The sequence below is a fragment of the Cellulomonas fulva genome (assembly GCF_018531375.1).
Lineage (GTDB): Bacteria > Actinomycetota > Actinomycetes > Actinomycetales > Cellulomonadaceae > Cellulomonas > Cellulomonas fulva.
In genome coordinates this window covers 1,037,758-1,053,686 of sequence record NZ_JAHBOH010000001.1, presented here as the reverse complement: position 1 = coordinate 1,053,686, position 15,929 = coordinate 1,037,758, and the positions used below count along the sequence as shown (strand labels likewise).

The following is a 15,929-nucleotide window of genomic DNA, read 5'->3' as shown; positions in this document are numbered from 1 at the left end:
GAGCGGATGCGTGTTCCGTCCGTGCTCGCGACGCCCCGGCCCGGCCCCGTGACCTCGGTCGCGCGGCGTGTGGCCGCGGGAGCGGTCGCGGCAGCCCTCGCCGCGACGGGCGTCGCCGTCGTCGCAGCCGACACCGCCGACGCCGCCGACGCGCCGGACGCCGCGGGGTACACCTGGGGCAACGTCGAGGTCGTCGGCGGCGGCTTCGTCCCCGGCATCGTCTACAACCAGGCCGAGAAGGGCCTCGTCTACGCCCGGACCGACATCGGGGGCGCGTACCGGCTCGACACGACGACCCGGCGCTGGGTCCCGCTGCTCGACCACGTCGGCTGGGACGACTGGTCCCACTCGGGCGTGCTCTCGCTCGCCACCGACGCCCGCGACCCGAACCGGGTGTACGCGGCCGTGGGCACCTACACCAACGACTGGGACCCGCAGAACGGTGCGATCCTGCGCTCCACCGACCGCGGCGAGACCTGGCAGCAGACGGACCTGCCGTTCAAGGTCGGCGGCAACATGCCCGGCCGCGGCATGGGCGAGCGCCTGCAGATCGACCCCAACGACAACCGGGTCCTCTACTACGGCGCCGAGAGCGGCAACGGCCTGTGGCGCTCGACGGACTACGGCGCCACCTGGGCCAAGGTCACGAGCTTCCCGAACGCGGGCACCTACGTGCAGGACCCGACCTCGGACAACTCCTACCTGACCTCCAACCAGGGCGTCGTCTGGGTCACGTTCGACCCGACGAGCGGCACCGCCGGCAGCAGGAGCCGGACGATCTACGTCGGCGTCGCCGACAAGGAGAACAACGTCTACCGCTCGACCGACGCGGGCGTCACCTGGCAGCGCGTGCCGGGACAGCCCACGGGCTTCCTCCCGCACAAGGGTGTGTTCGACAAGGTCGGCAAGCAGCTCTACATCGCGACGAGCGACACCGGCGGCCCGTACGACGGCGGCAAGGGTGACGTCTGGCGCCTCGACACGACGAGCGGCGCGTGGACCCGGATCTCGCCGGTCCCCTCCACGAGCTCCGACCTCTACTACGGCTACTCCGGCCTGACGATCGACCGCCAGCACCCGGACACGATCATGGTGGCGACGCAGGTCTCCTGGTGGCCGGACATCATCCTCTACCGCTCGAAGGACCGCGGGGCCACGTGGTCGCCGATCTGGGAGTGGGCCGGCTACCCCTCCCGCACGCTGCGCTACACGCAGGACGTCTCGGCCTCGCCGTGGCTCGGGTTCGGCGCCACCGCGCCGCAGCCGCCCGAGCCCGCGGTCAAGCTCGGCTGGATGACCGAGTCGCTCGAGATCGACCCGTTCGACTCGAACAGGATGATGTACGGCACCGGTGCGACCGTCTACGGCACCGACAACCTCACGGCGTGGGACACGGGCGGGAAGATCGACCTCACCGTCCGGGCCCAGGGCATCGAGGAGACCGCGGTGCTCGACCTCGCGGCGCCGCCCGGAGCGGTCGAGCTCGTCTCGGGCCTCGGCGACATCGGCGGGTTCGTGCACACCGACATCACCAAGGTGCCCGCGTCGCAGTTCACGCAGCCGTACCACGGCAGCACGTCCTCGGTGGACTTCGCGGGGAAGAGCCCGTCCACGATGGTGCGGGTCGGCTACGCGGTCGACGGCACCGTCGCGTCCCACATCGGCGTCTCGACCTCGTCGGGCTCGTCGTGGTGGGCCGGGCAGGAGCCCGCGGGCGTCACGAAGTCGGGGACGGTCGCGATGTCGGCGGACGGCGGGACGATCGTCTGGTCGCCCGAGGGCACCGGCGTGCACCGGTCGACGACGTTCGGCTCGTCGTGGACGGCGGCGACGGGTGTGCCCGCGCAGGCGCAGGTCGAGTCCGACCGCGAGGACGCCAAGGCGTTCTACGCCTACCAGGCCGGCGCGTTCTACGTCTCGAGGGACGGCGGCGCGACGTTCACCAGGTCCGCCGCGACCGGCTTCCCGGCCGAGGGCAACGTCCGGTTCGGCGCCGTACCGGGCAAGGCGGGCCACGTCTGGCTGGCCGCCGAGAACGGCATGTACCGCTCGACCGACTACGGCACCACGTTCACCAAGCTCGCCGGCTTCACCGACGGCGGCGCCGTGGGCTTCGGCAAGGCCGCTCCGGGCGCGACGTACCCGGCGATCTACTCGACGTCGGAGTACAACGGCGTCCGCGGGTTCTTCCGCTCGATCGACGGCGGCAGCACGTGGACGCGGATCAACGACGACGAGCACCAGTACGCCTGGACCGGCTCCGCCATCACGGGCGACCCGGACGTGTTCGGCCGGGTCTACGTGGGCACGAACGGCCGCGGCATCGTCGTCGGGAGCACGGGCACGACGCCCACGGTCCCGCCGACGCCAACCCCGACACCGACGCCCACCCCGACGCCCACGCCCACGCCCACCCCGACACCGACTCCCACGCCCACCCCGACGCCCACGCCCACGCCCACGCCCACGCCCACGGTGTCGCCCACGACCCCGCCCGCGGGCGGGTGCGCGGTGACGTACTCGACCAACGACTGGCCGAACGGGTTCACGGCGTCGGTGAAGATCAAGAACACCGGCACCGCGGCGCTCGGCTCGTGGTCGCTGAAGTTCTCGTTCCCGGGCAACCAGCAGGTCACCAACGGCTGGTCGGGCACGTTCAGCCAGTCGGGCCAGGCCGTGACGATCACCAACGCCCCGTGGAACGGCACGATCGCCGCGGGCGGCACGGTGGAGCTGGGCTTCAACGGCGGGTTCACGGGCTCGAACCCGCGGCCGACGGCCTTCGCGCTCAACGGCGCGACGTGCAGCGTCTCGTGACGGTGGCAGCCGTCATGAGGTGACAGACGTGGCTCGCGGCGTGGCCTGACGCCGTGAGCCACCCCACGGCCGGCTCGATCCCGGCCGGACGGGGGTGCGAGGGACGCGGACACCCCTCGCACCCCCGTCGTCGTTCCCACCCCGCCCGCGACCTCGTCGACCGCGCGCGAGAACGCGCGCCGCACCCGCGCTCTCGCCCCGGAGTGACGATCTCGGGGCTGGCGGGGGGTGGGACGCGGGCAGGTGGGGTTACGACGAGCGGGTGAAGACCCAGATCGTGACCGCCAGGACGACGAGGCCGGCGATCGAGGCCGCGACGATCTTGGGGACGCTGTACGGCCGGTCGCCGACGACCTCGCCCGTGCTGGCGTTGACCATCACCTGCCACTGCCGGCCCGCGTACATGAAGGTCGCGATCCAGATCGGGAGCAGCACCAGCTTGAACATGACGTCCGCGTAGCGGGTGTCGAGGTGGTGGATCCGCTGCTCGTCGCCGCCGATGTCCACCTCGACGTCGTGCCGGATCACGCGCTCCATCTGCTGCTGGGCCTCCCGGAACGCCGCGTCCGGGTCGGCGTCGTAGCGCACCGCCGAGTGCCCGACCAGGTACTCCGGCCGGTACGGCTGCACGAGCGAGAGGTTCCACGGGCCCAGGTCGTCCACGCGGTTGCGCGGCAGGGTGGCCGACGCGGGGACCAGCAGGTCGTCGAACACGTTGTCCACGGTGCCGGCCGCGGGCCACCAGCGCGTCTTGCGCACCTCGTTGTCGCCCTGCTTCTCGGTGTAGTGCTCGCCGCGCTGGCCGACGTACTCGGTGGTGGTCCGGGCGTCGAACGTCCAGTGCGGCAGGTAGGTCCCCCGGATCGACTCCGTGTCGCCCACCTTCTTCAGCGCGCCGGGCGCGAACCACCGCGAGCGCACCCAGCGCGTGAACTCCCCGCGCGCCTGCGCGCTGTCCACGACGAACGGCAGCACGCCCTCCGGCGCGATCACGCCCGCGGGCTGCACGGACGCGACCAGGTTGCCGCCGCAGAACTGGCAGCTCCCGGCCAGGTCCTTCGTCTCGGTGCTCGCGCCGCAGCCCTCGCAGGTGAGCACCTGGCCGCCGAGGGTCGCCACGTCGTAGCGGTGCGGGTCGGCGAGCCACCGGGAGTACGAGTGCTCGTCGACCGCGTCGCGCTCGTCGTGCGTGATCTGCACCTGGTTGCCGCACGACCCGCAGACGAGCGCGGACCGCCCCGCCCCGTACGCGAGCGCCGCCCCGCACACGGGGCAGCGTCCGGACACCACCGGCGCCGTGGGGTGACCGGGCAGCGGCGGCGGGACGGTCTCGTCGGACACGTCAGGCCTCCGCGGACGGGTTCGTCGGCTGGCTCGTCGGGGGAAGAGGCGGCGGGACGGCCGCGAACAGCGACGCCAGGTCCGGCACCTGGCCCGCGGCGGTCCACCCGGACATGCCCTGCTTCCAGACGAGGGTCTCCCGCGTGACCGTGCCGCTGCCGACCTCCTGCGCCAGCGCCTCCGGCGTCACCGGCCCGGCCTGGGTGCCGCCCGCGGCGTAGAACCACAGCTCGTCGGTCACCGGCAGCGGCGGGGGCCCGCCGGCCGGCGCACCCGCGGGCGCCGACTGCTGCGCGGCCTGGATCGACTGCGCCATCTGCGTCCCCATCGCCATGCCCATGCCGAGCCCGAGCCCCTCGCCCGCGCCGCCGGGGTTGTTCGCGGCGTCGCCGATCGCGGTCGCGGTCTGGAACGTGGTGTACCGGTCGAGGTCGCCCAGCACGCCCATCTGCGTGCGCTTGTCGAGCGCGGCCTCGACCTCGGGCGGCAGGGAGACGTTCTCGATCACGAACCGCGGGATCGTCACGCCGTACTCGGCGAGCTCCGCGGACAGCGCGGGAGCGAGCGTGGCGGAGAGCGACTGCTGGTTGGCCGCGAGGTCGAGCATCGCAATGCCCGAGCTCGCGATCGCGGGCGCCAGGTGGCCGATGATGTTCTGCCGGAAGAACTCCCCGATCTCGTCGGTCCGGAAGTTCGAGTCGGTCCCGACGAGCTGGCGCAGCATCGCCGCCGGGTCGCTGACCTTGAGCGCGTACGTGCCGAACGCGCGCAGCCGCACCATCCCGAACTCGGGGTCGCGCAGCGTGATCGGGTGCTGCGTGCCCCACTTGAAGTCGGTGAACTGACGCGTCGCGACGAAGTACACCTCCGCCTTGAACGGAGAGCTGAACCCGTACTTCCAGCCCTTGAGGGTGGTGAGGATCGGCAGGTTCTTGGTCTCGAGGACGTAGCGACCGGGGCCGAACACGTCGGCGATCTGGCCCTCGCTCTCGAAGACCGCGACCTGCCCCTCGCGCACCACGAGCTGCGCCTGGTTCTTGATCTCGTTCCCCTGGCGGGGGAACCGCCAGACGATCGTGTCCCGGCTGTCGTCCAGGAACTCGATGATGTCGATGAGCTGCCCGCGCAGCTTGTCCACGAAGCCCATGTCCCCTGCTCTCCTCGTCGGCGGTTGACGAACGGGCCAGCATCGCAGCGCGCACAACCGCTCGTCTACCTCCTCTTGACCTGCGCATGGGTGATTTCGTGAGCCCGCGCTGGCGGTGTCGTCCGGTGCCGTCGTCGGCGTGCCGGGTCGGCACCAGGGCAGTGATTCGTCGTCGCCTGCATCCGTCGCGGGGGTTGCCGCGGAAGAAGGGGCACGACGTCTCGCACGGTGCGGGACCCCAGCAGAGGAGACGATCATGCGCGCACGACACCTCGCCGCCGGCGGGACGATCGCACTGGCCACGTTCGGGCTGGCACTCGCCGCCACCCCCGCCTCCGCCGCGGAGGGTGACGCGCAGCTCTCGGTGCTGCACGGCGTCCCCGACCTCACCGTGGACGTCTGGGTCGACGGGGAGCTGACGCTCGACGACTTCGAGCCCGGTGACCTCGCCGGTCCGCTCGAGCTCCCGGCGGGCACCTACTCGGTGGCGATCACCGCTGCCGACGCCACGGACGACAGCGACCCGGCGATCGGCCCGGTCGACCTCGACCTCGCGGCAGGCGGCAGCTACACCGCGGTCGCGCACCTGGACGCCGACGCCCAGCCCACCGCCACGCTGTTCACCAACGACGTGTCCGCCACGGCGGCCGGCGAGGGCCGGCTCACCGTGCGGCACGTCGCGGCCGCGCCGGGCGTGGACGTGCTCGCGGGCGGGGACGCCGTGATCAGCGGCCTCGAGAACCCGCAGGAGAAGGTCCTCGACCTTCCGGCCGGTACCGTCTCGGCGTCCGTCGTGGCCGCCGGCACCACCGAGCCCGCGCTCCTGGGCCCGGCGGACGTCGACGTCGCGGAGGGCACCAGCACGATCCTGTACGCGTGGGGTGACGCCACGGCCGACCCCTCGACCCTCCAGCTCGCGACGCAGGTCATCGACGGGCTGCACGGCGACCCGGAGGGCGTGCAGGCCGGTGAGCTCGGGCTCGCCGCGGAGCCGCAGGGCGGCTCGCCGTGGCTGTGGGCGGCGGGCGCGCTCGTCGTCGCCGGTGCCCTCGGTACGGGCCTGGCGGTGCGTCGGTCCCCGGCGCGTCGCTGAGCGATGCGACCGGACCTCACCCAGCACCAGCGCGGGCACCTGCCGCGGCGCGCGGTCCGCGTCGCCCGGGGTGCCGTCGCGGTCGCCGTGGTGGGCACGCTCGTCGGCGTGGCGTCAGCCTGCTCCCCCGCGGCTGACGTCACGCCGGCCGGCGGCGCCGGTGCACCGGCACCGGCGCGCGCCGGTGCCGAGCCCGGGACCGCGGCATCCGCCCGGTCGTCGGCGCCGCCCTCCGCTCGGCCCGATGCCCGGCCGTCGGTGCCGGTGCGCACCGCGACCCCGCCCCCGCGGCCCCGCGTCGACCCGCCCGTCGCGCTGCGGATCGCGGAGGGCGACATCGCGATGGCGGTGGTCCCGGTCGGGGTCGCGCCGGACGGGACCATGGAGCTCCCCGCCGCGGCGGACGTGGCGGGCTGGTACCGGTACGGCCCCGCGCCCGGGCAGCCGTCCGGCAACGCGGTGCTCGCCGCGCACGTCGACTCCGCGGTGACCGGCCTCGGTCCGCTCGTCGCGCTGCGGGACGTCCGGGAGGCGAGCCGGCTGACGGTCACGACGGCGTCGGGCCGGGACGTCGTGTACTCGGTGACCGGCGTCGAGCAGGTCCCCAAGACCGACGCACCCCTGCGCAGCTGGTTCGACCGGACGGGTCCGGCGCAGCTCGTCGTCATCACCTGTGGAGGAGCGTGGGACGCCGAGATCGGGCACTATTCCGACAACGTGGTGCTCACCGCCGAACCCGTCGGGAGGTGAGTGCCCGCGCGCCGCACCCCCGCCGGCACCCGACAGGAGTCGCACGTGACGCCAGCTGACCGCGTCGCCGCGCCGTCACGCGACGGCGAGGGCGTCGACGAGCTCGGCCGCGCGTTCGCCGCAGGGGACGAGGCGGCGTTCCGCGAGTCGTACGCACGCTGGGCGTCGCTCGTGCACACGCTCGCCCTGCGCTCGCTCGGATCGGCCCAGGACGCCGAGGAGGTGACCCAGCTCGTGTTCGTGGACGCCTGGCGCGGCCGGCACCGGTTCGACCCGGCGCGGGCGCGCCTGCCCGCGTGGCTCGTCGGGATCGCCAAGCACGCGATCGCCGACGCGCACGAGGGACGCGCCCGCGACCGCCGGGTGCTCGCCGCGGTGGAGGCGCCGCCCGAGGTCGCGGACGCGTCCGACGAGCGCGTGGTGCAGCGCCTGGTCGTCCGCGACGAGCTGGACCGCCTGGGCGACCCGCAGCGCGAGATCCTGCGGCTCGCGTTCTACGAGGACCTCACCCACCTCCAGATCGCGACGAGAATGGACCTGCCGCTGGGCACCGTGAAGAGCCACCTGCGGCGCAGCCTGGCACGCCTGCGTGACCGATGGGAGGTGGACGGTGTCGCCGGATGACCAGCACCTCGACCACCAGCTCGACCAGCACGTCGACGACGAGACCCTGACCCTCCTCGCGCTCGGCGAGGACGCCGGGACCGCCGTCGAGCAGGAGCACGTCGCCGTCTGCGCCCGGTGCTCCGACGAGGTCGCGGCCCTGTCCGAGGTCGCGCTCGCCGCACGCACGTCCGCACCGCTCGTCGCCCCGCCGGCCCACGTCTGGGAGTCGGTGGCCGACGAGCTGGCGCTCGCGGACCGCACGCTCCCGGAGCTGCCGGGCGCGGGCGACGAGGACGCGTCGCCGCACCCCGGCGCGCCCGCCGCGGTCGTGCCCCTGAGGCCGCCGCGCCGCCGCGCCTGGACCTGGGTGGCCGCTGCGGCTGCCGTGGGCGTGGTCGTCGGCGGCGTCGGGACCTGGGCCGCCGTGCGGCAGCCCGCCTGGGACGTCGTGGCATCCGCGGTGCTGGAGCCGCTGCCCGGATGGGACGCCCTCGGGGAGGCGCTCGTCGAGACCGACTCCTCGGGCCGCCGCGTGCTCGTCGTCGACCTCGCCGACGACGTGCCCGCGGGCGGCTTCCGCGAGGTCTGGCTGCTGCGCCCGGACGTCTCCGGACTCGTGAGCGTCGGCACCCTCGACGGCACCTCGGGTCGGTTCGATCTCCCCGAGGGCCTGGACCTCGCGGAGTTCTCCGTGGTCGACGTCTCGCAGGAGGTGTTCGACGGCGACCCCGCGCACTCGGGCGACTCGATCGTCCGCGGTCCGCTGCGCTCCTGACCCGCCGGTCCCTCGGCCGCGCTCTCGCCCGATTCGCGAAGATCCGGCGCCCGGGCTGCATCCGTCGGCGCCCGGGCGGCGGAAGTACCGGGTGACGCCGATCGGGTGTCCGGCCTCCGGGCCGTCGACGAAGGGAGCACATCGATGAAGATCCGTCGCACTCTTGCCGCCTCGGTCGCGGCGCTCGCCGTGGCCGGCGCCGCCGTCGCCGCCGCACCCGCGGCCGTCGCCGCGCCCGGCACCACCTCGTTGGCGAGCGTCCTCGCCGCCGACGGGGACACCTTCGACCGCAACTGGTACGACTTCGACGTCCTGGACCAGGCCGTGGCGGCGGTGCTCGCGGCCAAGCCGGACAGCCCGGTGGCCGTGCTCGCCGACGGCACCGTCCCGCTGACGGCCTTCCTGCCCAACGACCGGGCGTTCCAGGTGCTCGCGTACGACCTGACGCACCGGTGGTACCACTCGGAGGCCAAGGTCCTGGCGGCCGTGGCGGGCGTGGGCGTCGACACGGTCGAGCAGGTGCTGCTCTACCACGTGGTGCCCGGCGCGACGATCGACTCCCGCACCGCCCTCGCCTCGAACGGCGCGCGGCTCACGACCGCCCAGGGCGGCACGATCACCGTGACGGTCTGGTCGCGCTTCTTCAAGCTCGTCCAGCTCCGGGACCAGGACCGCACCGACCTCGACCCGTTCCTGGTGGCGTCGAAGCTCGACCTCAACAAGGGCAACCTGCAGATCGCGCACGGCATCTCGCTGGTGCTGCGGCCCGCGGACCTCTGAGCGCGCGCGTCCGTGGGCGGGACCGGCGTCAGCCGGTCCCGCTCACGCGCGTGCGGGGAGCGCCTGGTCGGTGAGCAGGCGCGCGGTGAGGTCCTCGACGAGCTCGCGGACCTCGAGCTCGTCCGCGCCGGGCCACTCGTCGATGAGCGCGCGCAGGCGCCGGCGCTCGTTCTCGCGCACCTCGTCGGCGACCGCCTCCCCGGCCGGGGTGACGGTCACGCGCCCTTCCTCGAGCACGACGAGTCCCCGGGCCGCGAGCGAGCGCGCGACGCGATCGACGACGACCTCGTCGCGCCCGGAGCGCTCGGCCATCGAGGCGACCGTCCGCGTGCCGTCGATCGACACGCGGCCGACCATCCAGGTCTCGCCCGGGCTCAGGTCGATGTCGAGGTCCTCGGTGAGGATCGCGTAGGCCTTCAACGGGTCCAGCCGGCCGACCTCGCGCCACAGCAGGAGGCGCAGCTCCTCGAGCGACGTGCGGGACACCGGCATGCCGGCGGCCGCTCCCGGCTCCGGTGTGGACGCGACCGTGCGCAGGCGCAGCTCCGGGATGAACCAGGTCAGCGCGAACGCGAGCACGGCCACCGGCACCGCCCACAGGAACACCAGGTGGATGGCGTGCGTGAACGCGTCGAGGAACCAGTCCTGGACCTCGGGCGAGCACTGGTCGAGCCCCGCCGACGAGGCCGCGAGCGCGGGTGCCGAGCACGCGCCGGTCGCGCCCGCGGGCACGTCCTCCGCGAGCCGGCTGTTGAGGTTGTTGGCGAAGATCGTGCCGAACAGCGCCACGCCGACCGCGCTGCCGATGGTCCGGAAGAAGGTGGCACCCGAGGTCGCGGTGCCCAGGTCGCGGTAGTCGACCGCGTTCTGCACCGCGAGGACCAGGACCTGGGTGACCATCCCCAGCCCGGCGCCGAGCACGAACATCCCGATGCCGGACTCGAGCGCGGTGGTCTCGCGCCCCATCGTCGACAGCAGGTAGAGCCCGACCGAGGTGAGCGCGGTCCCGACGATCGGGTACACCCGGTAGCGCCCGGTGCGGCTGATGAGCTGCCCGCTGCCGATCGACGTCAGCAGCATGCCGACCATCATGGGCAGCATCTGCAGCCCCGACTGCGTCGGCGACGCGCCCTGGACCGTCTGCAGGTACATCGGCAGGAACGTGATTGCCCCGAACATGGCGAAGCCGACGACGAACCCGACGAGGGCGGCCATCGTGAACACCCGCACCCCGAACAGCCGCAGCGGCAGCACCGGCTCCGCCGCCCGCTTCTCCACGACCACGAACGCGACGATCCCGATGGCCGCGGCCACGAGCAGCCCGATCACCTGGGGCCCGCTCCACTCCCACGTGGTCCCGCCGAGGCTCGTGACCAGGACGATCGCGGTGGAGATCGCGGCGAGCAGCATGATCCCCGCGTAGTCGATCGTCGGCTTGACCCGCACGTTGCTGCGCGGCAGGACCGCGGCGACGACGACGAGCGCGACGGCCCCGATCGGCAGGTTGACGTAGAACACCCACTGCCAGGAGAGCGTGTCGACGAAGAACCCGCCGAGCAGCGGGCCGGCCACGCTCGAGATCCCGAACACCGCGCCGAAGAGACCCTGGTAGCGGCCGCGGTCCCGCGGCGGGACGACGTCCCCGATGATCGCCTGCGCCAGCACCATGATCCCGCCGCCGCCGATGCCCTGGAGCGCGCGCCAGGCGATGAGCTGGGCCATGGTCTCGGACGTGCCCGCGAGCGCCGAGCCGGCCAGGAACAGCACGATGCACGTGATGAACAGGATCTTGCGGCCGTAGAGGTCGCCGAGCTTGCCCCACAGCGGGGTCGTCGCCGTCGACGCGAGCATGTAGGCGGTCACGACCCACGACAGGTGCTCGGCGCCGCCGAGGTCCTGCACGATCGTCGGCAGCGCGGTCGCGACGATCGTCTGGTCCAGCGCGGCGAGGAGCATCGCGAGCATGAGCCCCGCGAAGACGGCCCACACCTTCCTCTGGTCGAGCTGCTGCTGCGGGTCCTCGGTGCTGGTCGACGCCACGTCGCCCCCGACTGTCGTGATCGCGTCCTCGTCGGCCCGGCGGGTCGGCGCCTGCGCTCATCGTCGTGCGGCTCCCGTCGGTCGGCAACCGACCGCGCTCGACGGGACGCCCGTGGGCCTTCGCCACGAGCGTCCCGTCGAGGAGGGAGCCGCAGGCCGAGCGCCGGCAGCCGCTCATGCTGGCAGCGGTCAGACCGTGGTCGCCTCGAGCTCGTCGGCCGGGCGGTCGTCGCGCGCGGCGGCCCGGCGCGGCACCAGCAGCGCGACGAGGGCGCCCGCGAAGGCCGCGCCCGCACCGATGACGAAGCACATGCGGAACGCGCCCTCCGCCGGGATCTCGATCCCGGGCGCCAGGGGCACGGTCCGGCTCGTGAGCACCACGGCCATCACCGCACCGGCGACGGTGGTGCCCATCGAGCGCATGAGCGCGTTGACGCCGACGCTCGACGCGGCCTCGCTCGCGGGGACGTTCTCGAGGATCAGGCTGGGCATCGCGGCGTACCCGATCCCGACGCCCGCCGACGCCACGCACGTGGCGAGCATGAGCTGCCAGGGAGCGCTCGTGAGGAACACCGCGACGATGTAGCCGACGCCGATCACGACGGCGCCGAGCGAGAGCGTCCGGCGACCGCCGATCGTCGTGAGCAACCGGCTCGAGACGGGCGCGAAGAGCATCATGACGATGCCCGCGGGCGCCATCCACAGGCCGGCCTGCAGGATCGTCTGACCCAGGCCGAACCCGGTCTCGCTCGGCATCTCGAGGAGCTGGGGCACGACGATCGACTGCGCCATCATCCCGAAGCCGATCAGCAGCGCGGCGAGGTTGGTCATGAGCACCGGGCGCCGGGCCGTGGTGCGCAGGTCGACGAGCGGCTCGTCGTGCCGCAGCTCGAACGCGCCCCACGCGAGCAGCACCAGGACCCCGCCGACGAGCAGGCCGAGCGTCGCGAACGAGCTCCAGCCCCACTCGTTGCCCTTGGAGACGCCCACGAGCACGGCGACGAGGCCGACCGCGAGGCCGACCGCGCCCACGACGTCGAGGCGTGCCGGATGCTCGTCGCGCACGTGCGGCAGCAGGGTCGCGGTCCCGACGAGGATGAGGGCCGCCAGCACGGCGGACAGCCAGAACAGCGTGTGCCAGTCGAAGTCCTGCGCGATCCACGCCGCGAGGGGCAGGCCGAGCGCGCCGCCGACGCCGAGCGTCGCGCTGATGCCGGCGACCGCGGTGTTGGTCAGGTGCGGCGGCGCGACCTCCTTGGCGAGCGAGATCGCGACCGGGATGAAGCCCATGGCCATGCCCTGCAGCACACGTCCCGTCAGGACCAGCGGGAAGCTGCTCGACACCGCGCAGACCAGGGACCCGGCCAGCAGGATCGCCGCCGAGACGACGAGCACCGGCTTCTTGCCGACGATGTCCGCCAGACGGCCCGTGACGGGCATCGCGACCGCCGCACCCAGCAGGGTCGCGGTGACGACCCAGGACGCGTTGGCGGCGGAGGTGCCGAGCAGCGTCGGGAGCTCACCCTGGATCGGGATGACCAGCGACTGCATGAGGGCCGCGCACAGGCTGCCGAACGCGAGCACCGCGATGATGAGCCCCGCGTGCCGGGCGGGAGGATGTCCCGCAGAGTGTTCCGTCATCGTCGTCCCCGTCTTGTGTAGATTGCACAACGGGTGTGTATGCTACTTACACAACGAGAGAAGTCAAGCGAGGAGCAGCACCGTGCCGTCGACGCCGAGCCGCACCACCCTGACCCGTGAGCTCCACCTGGCGAGCCTCGTCCACCGCCTCGAGCGGCAGCGGCGGACGTGGGAGGCGCGCTCGACCCTCGGCACCGCCGAGCTCCGCCTCCTGTGGCTGCTGACCGAGGGCGAGCCGCGCACGCTCCGGGAGATCGCCGAGCGGCTGCACCTGGAGCAGTCCACCGTCAACCGGCAGGTCAACGCGGCGGTGAAGGCGGGGCACGTGCGCAAGTCCCGCGCACCCGGGAGCGCGTTCCTCTTCGAGCCCACGCCCGCGGGACGCGCGCAGCTCGAGGAGGACACCGCGTACGCGCTCGGGCAGTTCCGTGTCGTGCTCGACCGGCTGGGCCCCGACGACGCCGCGCACCTGCTCGAGCTGCTCGGCCGCTTCGTCGACCTCTACGGGGAGGCCGTCGACGAGACGGAGACCGGCCGGCCCTGACGGCCTGGTTACCCTGCCGCCAGCGGGCGCCGGGACGGCGCGACAGTGGCGACCGGGTGGGACGGGTTCGAGGGGCGGACGGGCAGTGCGGGACGACTCCTTGGGCGCGGCCCTCCGGCACCTCCGGACGTCCCGCGACCTCACGCTGGAGCGTCTCGCGGAGCTCTCGACGGTCAGCGCGCGCACCATCAGCGACATCGAGCGGGGCGTCAGCACCGGACCGCAGCGGCGCACCGTGGAGCTCCTGTGCGACGCCCTCGACCTCTCCCCCGACGACCGCACGGCGGTGCTCTCCGCGGCGCGCGCCGGCCGGGTCCGCGGCGGCACGTCCGGCCCTCCCACGTCCGGTACTCCCACCTCCAACCCTCCGACGTCCGTCCCTGTGGCCCTGCCGCGCGCGGTGGCGGACTTCACCGGGCGCGGCCGCGAGCGCGAGCTGGTCGCGGCGCACCTCGCGTCGGGGACGGCCGCCGGCTCGTCGCCGGTCGTCGTGGTCAGCGGGCCACCCGGCTTCGGCAAGACGGCCCTCGCGGTCACGGTCGCGACCGAGCTGGCCGCCGCCGAGGCGGGCGGGTTCGACGAGGTCCACTTCGTCGACCTGCGTGGGTACACCACCCGGCCGATGGACGCGGCGGCGGTGGTCAACGGCCTGGTCCACGCGGTCGAGCCGCAGGCCGGCGCGGTCCCGCGCGAGGCGGCGGCCGCGACCTGGCAGCGCGTCCTGGGCGGCCGGCGCGTGCTCGTCGTGCTCGACAACGCCGCGACCGAGGACCAGGTCCGGGCGGCGATCCCGGCGACCGGTCCCGCGGCCGTCCTGGTCACGAGCCGCGGGACGCTCGCCGGGCTCGAGGACGTGCTGCGCGTCGCTCTCGACCAGCTCCCGGCCGCGGACTCGCTCGCGATGCTGGGCGCCATCGTCCCCGCGTCCCAGCGCGCCGACCAGGACCTCGAGCGCCTCGCCGGGCTGTGCGGCCACGTCCCGCTCGCGCTGCGCATCGCCGGCAACCGCGTGGCGAGCCGGCACGGCTGGACGGTGGACGACCTCGCCGCCCGGCTGGACGTGGAGGAGCGTCGCATCGACGGCCTGCGCGCCGGCGACCTCGAGATCCGCGCGACGATCGCGCTCTCCTACGACCGGCTCTCCGACGAGGGCCGGCGCGCGTTCCGTCGGCTCGCGCACCTGCGCGGCGGCACGTTCAGCGAGCCGCTCGCGGCGCGCCTCACGCCCACGGACCTGGCGCGCGCCGAGGAGGTCCTCGACGGGCTGGTCGACCTCGGGCTCGTCCAGCCGGCCGCGCGGGGCCGCTACCACCTGCACGACCTCCTGCGGCTCTTCGCGCGGGGTCGGCTGCACGACGAGGAGCCGGTCGAGGACCGGGTCGCGGTGGAGATCGACCTGCGACGGTGGCTGCTCGGCGTCACGATCCTGGCGGGGCGCTGGTTCGAGCCCGGCTACGAGACCGCACCCGCCGTACCCGACCGCCTCGTCGCGCTGACGACCCTGGAGCAGGCGCGGTCCTGGCTGCACGACGAGGCCGAGCACTGGCTGGTCGCGCTGCAGGACTCGTCGGCGGTCGGCGAGCACAGGCTCGTCGTCGACGTGGCCGAGTCGCTGCACTGGTTCTCCGACCTGTGGGCCCACTGGGGGCACTGGCACGAGGTCTTCGCGCTGGGCGTGCAGGCCGCCCGCGCGCTGGGCGACGACAGCGCGCTCGCTACCCAGCTCGGGTACCTCGCGTGGGCCGAGACGCACACGCGCCTGCGTCCGGAGCACGGGCTCGCGCTCGCCGACGAGGCGGCCGCCGTCGCGCGGCGCGCGGGCGACGTCCGGCAGCAGGGCTGGGCCGCGCTGTACGCCTTCTGGGCGTGCTGGCGCCTGGAGCGGTACGACGAGGCCCTGCGCCACGGCGAGGAGGCCGGCCGGCTGCTCGCGGAGGCGGGCGACGCCGAGGGGCACCTGCAGGCGCGCCGGGCGACGGCGATGGTCCTGAGCCGGACGGGCCGGTACGACGAGGCGATCCAGCACGAGCGCAGCGTGCTCGCGACCCTCGACGCCCCGGGCGCGCACGTCAGCAGTCAGAGCGCCCGGATCACCCGGCTCGCCAGCATGGCCGCCATCGCGCGCAGCCTGCTCCTGCTCGACCGCTCCCACGAGGCCGTCGAGGTCGCGTCCAGGGCGCTGGACCTCCTCGCCGTCACGGACGTCGCCGTCGTCCGGTCGAACCTCCTCGAGACGCGCACCCGGGCGTTCGTCGCGCTCGGCCGCCTCCCGGACGCGCTGGCCGAGCAGCGCCGGCTCGTCGCGCTCCGCGAGCAGATCGGGAACGCCGCGGGTGCGGCGGCCGCGCGGGACCTGGTCCCGGAGGGTCCCGGACGCCACCGGCCTGCGTGACTT

Annotated in this window: 12 protein-coding genes; 8 read left to right on the top strand and 4 right to left on the bottom strand. The window is 73.9% G+C overall.

Translation table 11 applies throughout. The features are described from left to right. Nucleotides 1-6 precede the first annotated feature (6 nt). Nucleotides 7-2,817 carry a cellulose binding domain-containing protein gene (locus tag KIN34_RS04645; protein ID WP_214347353.1) on the top strand — a complete coding sequence of 937 codons (2,811 nt, stop codon included), beginning with the start codon at nucleotides 7-9 and terminating at the stop codon, nucleotides 2,815-2,817. Nucleotides 2,818-3,066: 249 nt separating this feature from the next. On the opposite strand, the gene KIN34_RS04640 is transcribed toward KIN34_RS04645, so the two are convergent. Both KIN34_RS04640 and KIN34_RS04635 read right to left on the bottom strand, forming a co-directional pair. After that, nucleotides 3,067-4,158 carry a hypothetical protein gene (locus KIN34_RS04640; RefSeq protein WP_214347351.1) on the bottom strand — a complete coding sequence of 364 codons (1,092 nt, stop codon included), beginning with the start codon at nucleotides 4,156-4,158 and terminating at the stop codon, nucleotides 3,067-3,069. A 1-nt stretch (nucleotide 4,159) separates the two neighbouring features. Beyond that, complete coding sequence (locus KIN34_RS04635; RefSeq protein ID WP_214347349.1) at nucleotides 4,160-5,305, bottom strand: SPFH domain-containing protein; 1,146 nt, start codon at nucleotides 5,303-5,305, stop codon at nucleotides 4,160-4,162. 256 nt (nucleotides 5,306-5,561) lie between these two features. Here KIN34_RS04635 and KIN34_RS04630 point away from each other — a divergent pair, with 256 nt between their 5' ends. From KIN34_RS04630 to KIN34_RS04610, 5 genes are all read left to right on the top strand, one after another. Then, a complete protein-coding gene (locus tag KIN34_RS04630; RefSeq protein WP_214347347.1) occupies nucleotides 5,562-6,398 on the top strand; it encodes a DUF4397 domain-containing protein in 837 nt (278 codons plus the stop codon). 3 nt (nucleotides 6,399-6,401) lie between these two features. After that, nucleotides 6,402-7,148, top strand: a complete 747-nt coding sequence (locus tag KIN34_RS16700; protein ID WP_237689041.1) for a class F sortase — start codon at nucleotides 6,402-6,404, stop codon at nucleotides 7,146-7,148. A gap of 45 nt (nucleotides 7,149-7,193) precedes the next feature. Further along, nucleotides 7,194-7,772 (top strand): RNA polymerase sigma factor, encoded by a 579-nt coding sequence (locus KIN34_RS04620; protein WP_307858089.1) that lies wholly within the window; start codon nucleotides 7,194-7,196, stop codon nucleotides 7,770-7,772. Continuing rightward, nucleotides 7,759-8,529: an anti-sigma factor gene (locus KIN34_RS04615; RefSeq protein WP_214347343.1), complete on the top strand. Its 771-nt coding sequence runs from the start codon at nucleotides 7,759-7,761 to the stop codon at nucleotides 8,527-8,529. Before KIN34_RS04620 ends, KIN34_RS04615 begins: the two co-directional genes overlap by 14 nt. A gap of 144 nt (nucleotides 8,530-8,673) precedes the next feature. After that, on the top strand, nucleotides 8,674-9,309 hold the full coding sequence (locus tag KIN34_RS04610; RefSeq protein WP_214347341.1) for a fasciclin domain-containing protein: 636 nt from the start codon (nucleotides 8,674-8,676) through the stop codon (nucleotides 9,307-9,309). Nucleotides 9,310-9,351: 42 nt separating this feature from the next. On the opposite strand, the gene KIN34_RS04605 is transcribed toward KIN34_RS04610, so the two are convergent. Further along, complete coding sequence (locus KIN34_RS04605; protein ID WP_214347339.1) at nucleotides 9,352-11,349, bottom strand: MDR family MFS transporter; 1,998 nt, start codon at nucleotides 11,347-11,349, stop codon at nucleotides 9,352-9,354. A 189-nt stretch (nucleotides 11,350-11,538) separates the two neighbouring features. Further along, entirely contained in the window at nucleotides 11,539-12,990 is a 1,452-nt protein-coding gene (locus tag KIN34_RS04600) for an MFS transporter (RefSeq protein WP_214347336.1), read from the bottom strand. Nucleotides 12,991-13,072: 82 nt separating this feature from the next. Here KIN34_RS04600 and KIN34_RS04595 point away from each other — a divergent pair, with 82 nt between their 5' ends. Then, complete coding sequence (locus tag KIN34_RS04595; RefSeq protein WP_214347334.1) at nucleotides 13,073-13,534, top strand: MarR family winged helix-turn-helix transcriptional regulator; 462 nt, start codon at nucleotides 13,073-13,075, stop codon at nucleotides 13,532-13,534. 85 nt (nucleotides 13,535-13,619) lie between these two features. Beyond that, complete coding sequence (locus KIN34_RS04590) at nucleotides 13,620-15,926, top strand: ATP-binding protein (protein ID WP_214347332.1); 2,307 nt, start codon at nucleotides 13,620-13,622, stop codon at nucleotides 15,924-15,926. The last annotated feature ends 3 nt before the right edge of the window (nucleotides 15,927-15,929 follow it).

What these genes read in the sequence shown, in the direction of transcription:
- KIN34_RS04610 (WP_214347341.1), top strand. Translation starts at nt 8,674, where the DNA reads ATGAAGATCCGTCGCACTCTTGCCGCCTCGGTCGCGGCGCTCGCCGTG.
- KIN34_RS04635 (WP_214347349.1), bottom strand. Translation starts at nt 5,305, where the DNA reads ATGGGCTTCGTGGACAAGCTGCGCGGGCAGCTCATCGACATCATCGAG.
- KIN34_RS04600 (WP_214347336.1), bottom strand. Translation starts at nt 12,990, where the DNA reads ATGACGGAACACTCTGCGGGACATCCTCCCGCCCGGCACGCGGGGCTC.
- KIN34_RS16700 (WP_237689041.1), top strand. Translation starts at nt 6,402, where the DNA reads ATGCGACCGGACCTCACCCAGCACCAGCGCGGGCACCTGCCGCGGCGC.
- KIN34_RS04630 (WP_214347347.1), top strand. Translation starts at nt 5,562, where the DNA reads ATGCGCGCACGACACCTCGCCGCCGGCGGGACGATCGCACTGGCCACG.
- KIN34_RS04645 (WP_214347353.1), top strand. Translation starts at nt 7, where the DNA reads ATGCGTGTTCCGTCCGTGCTCGCGACGCCCCGGCCCGGCCCCGTGACC.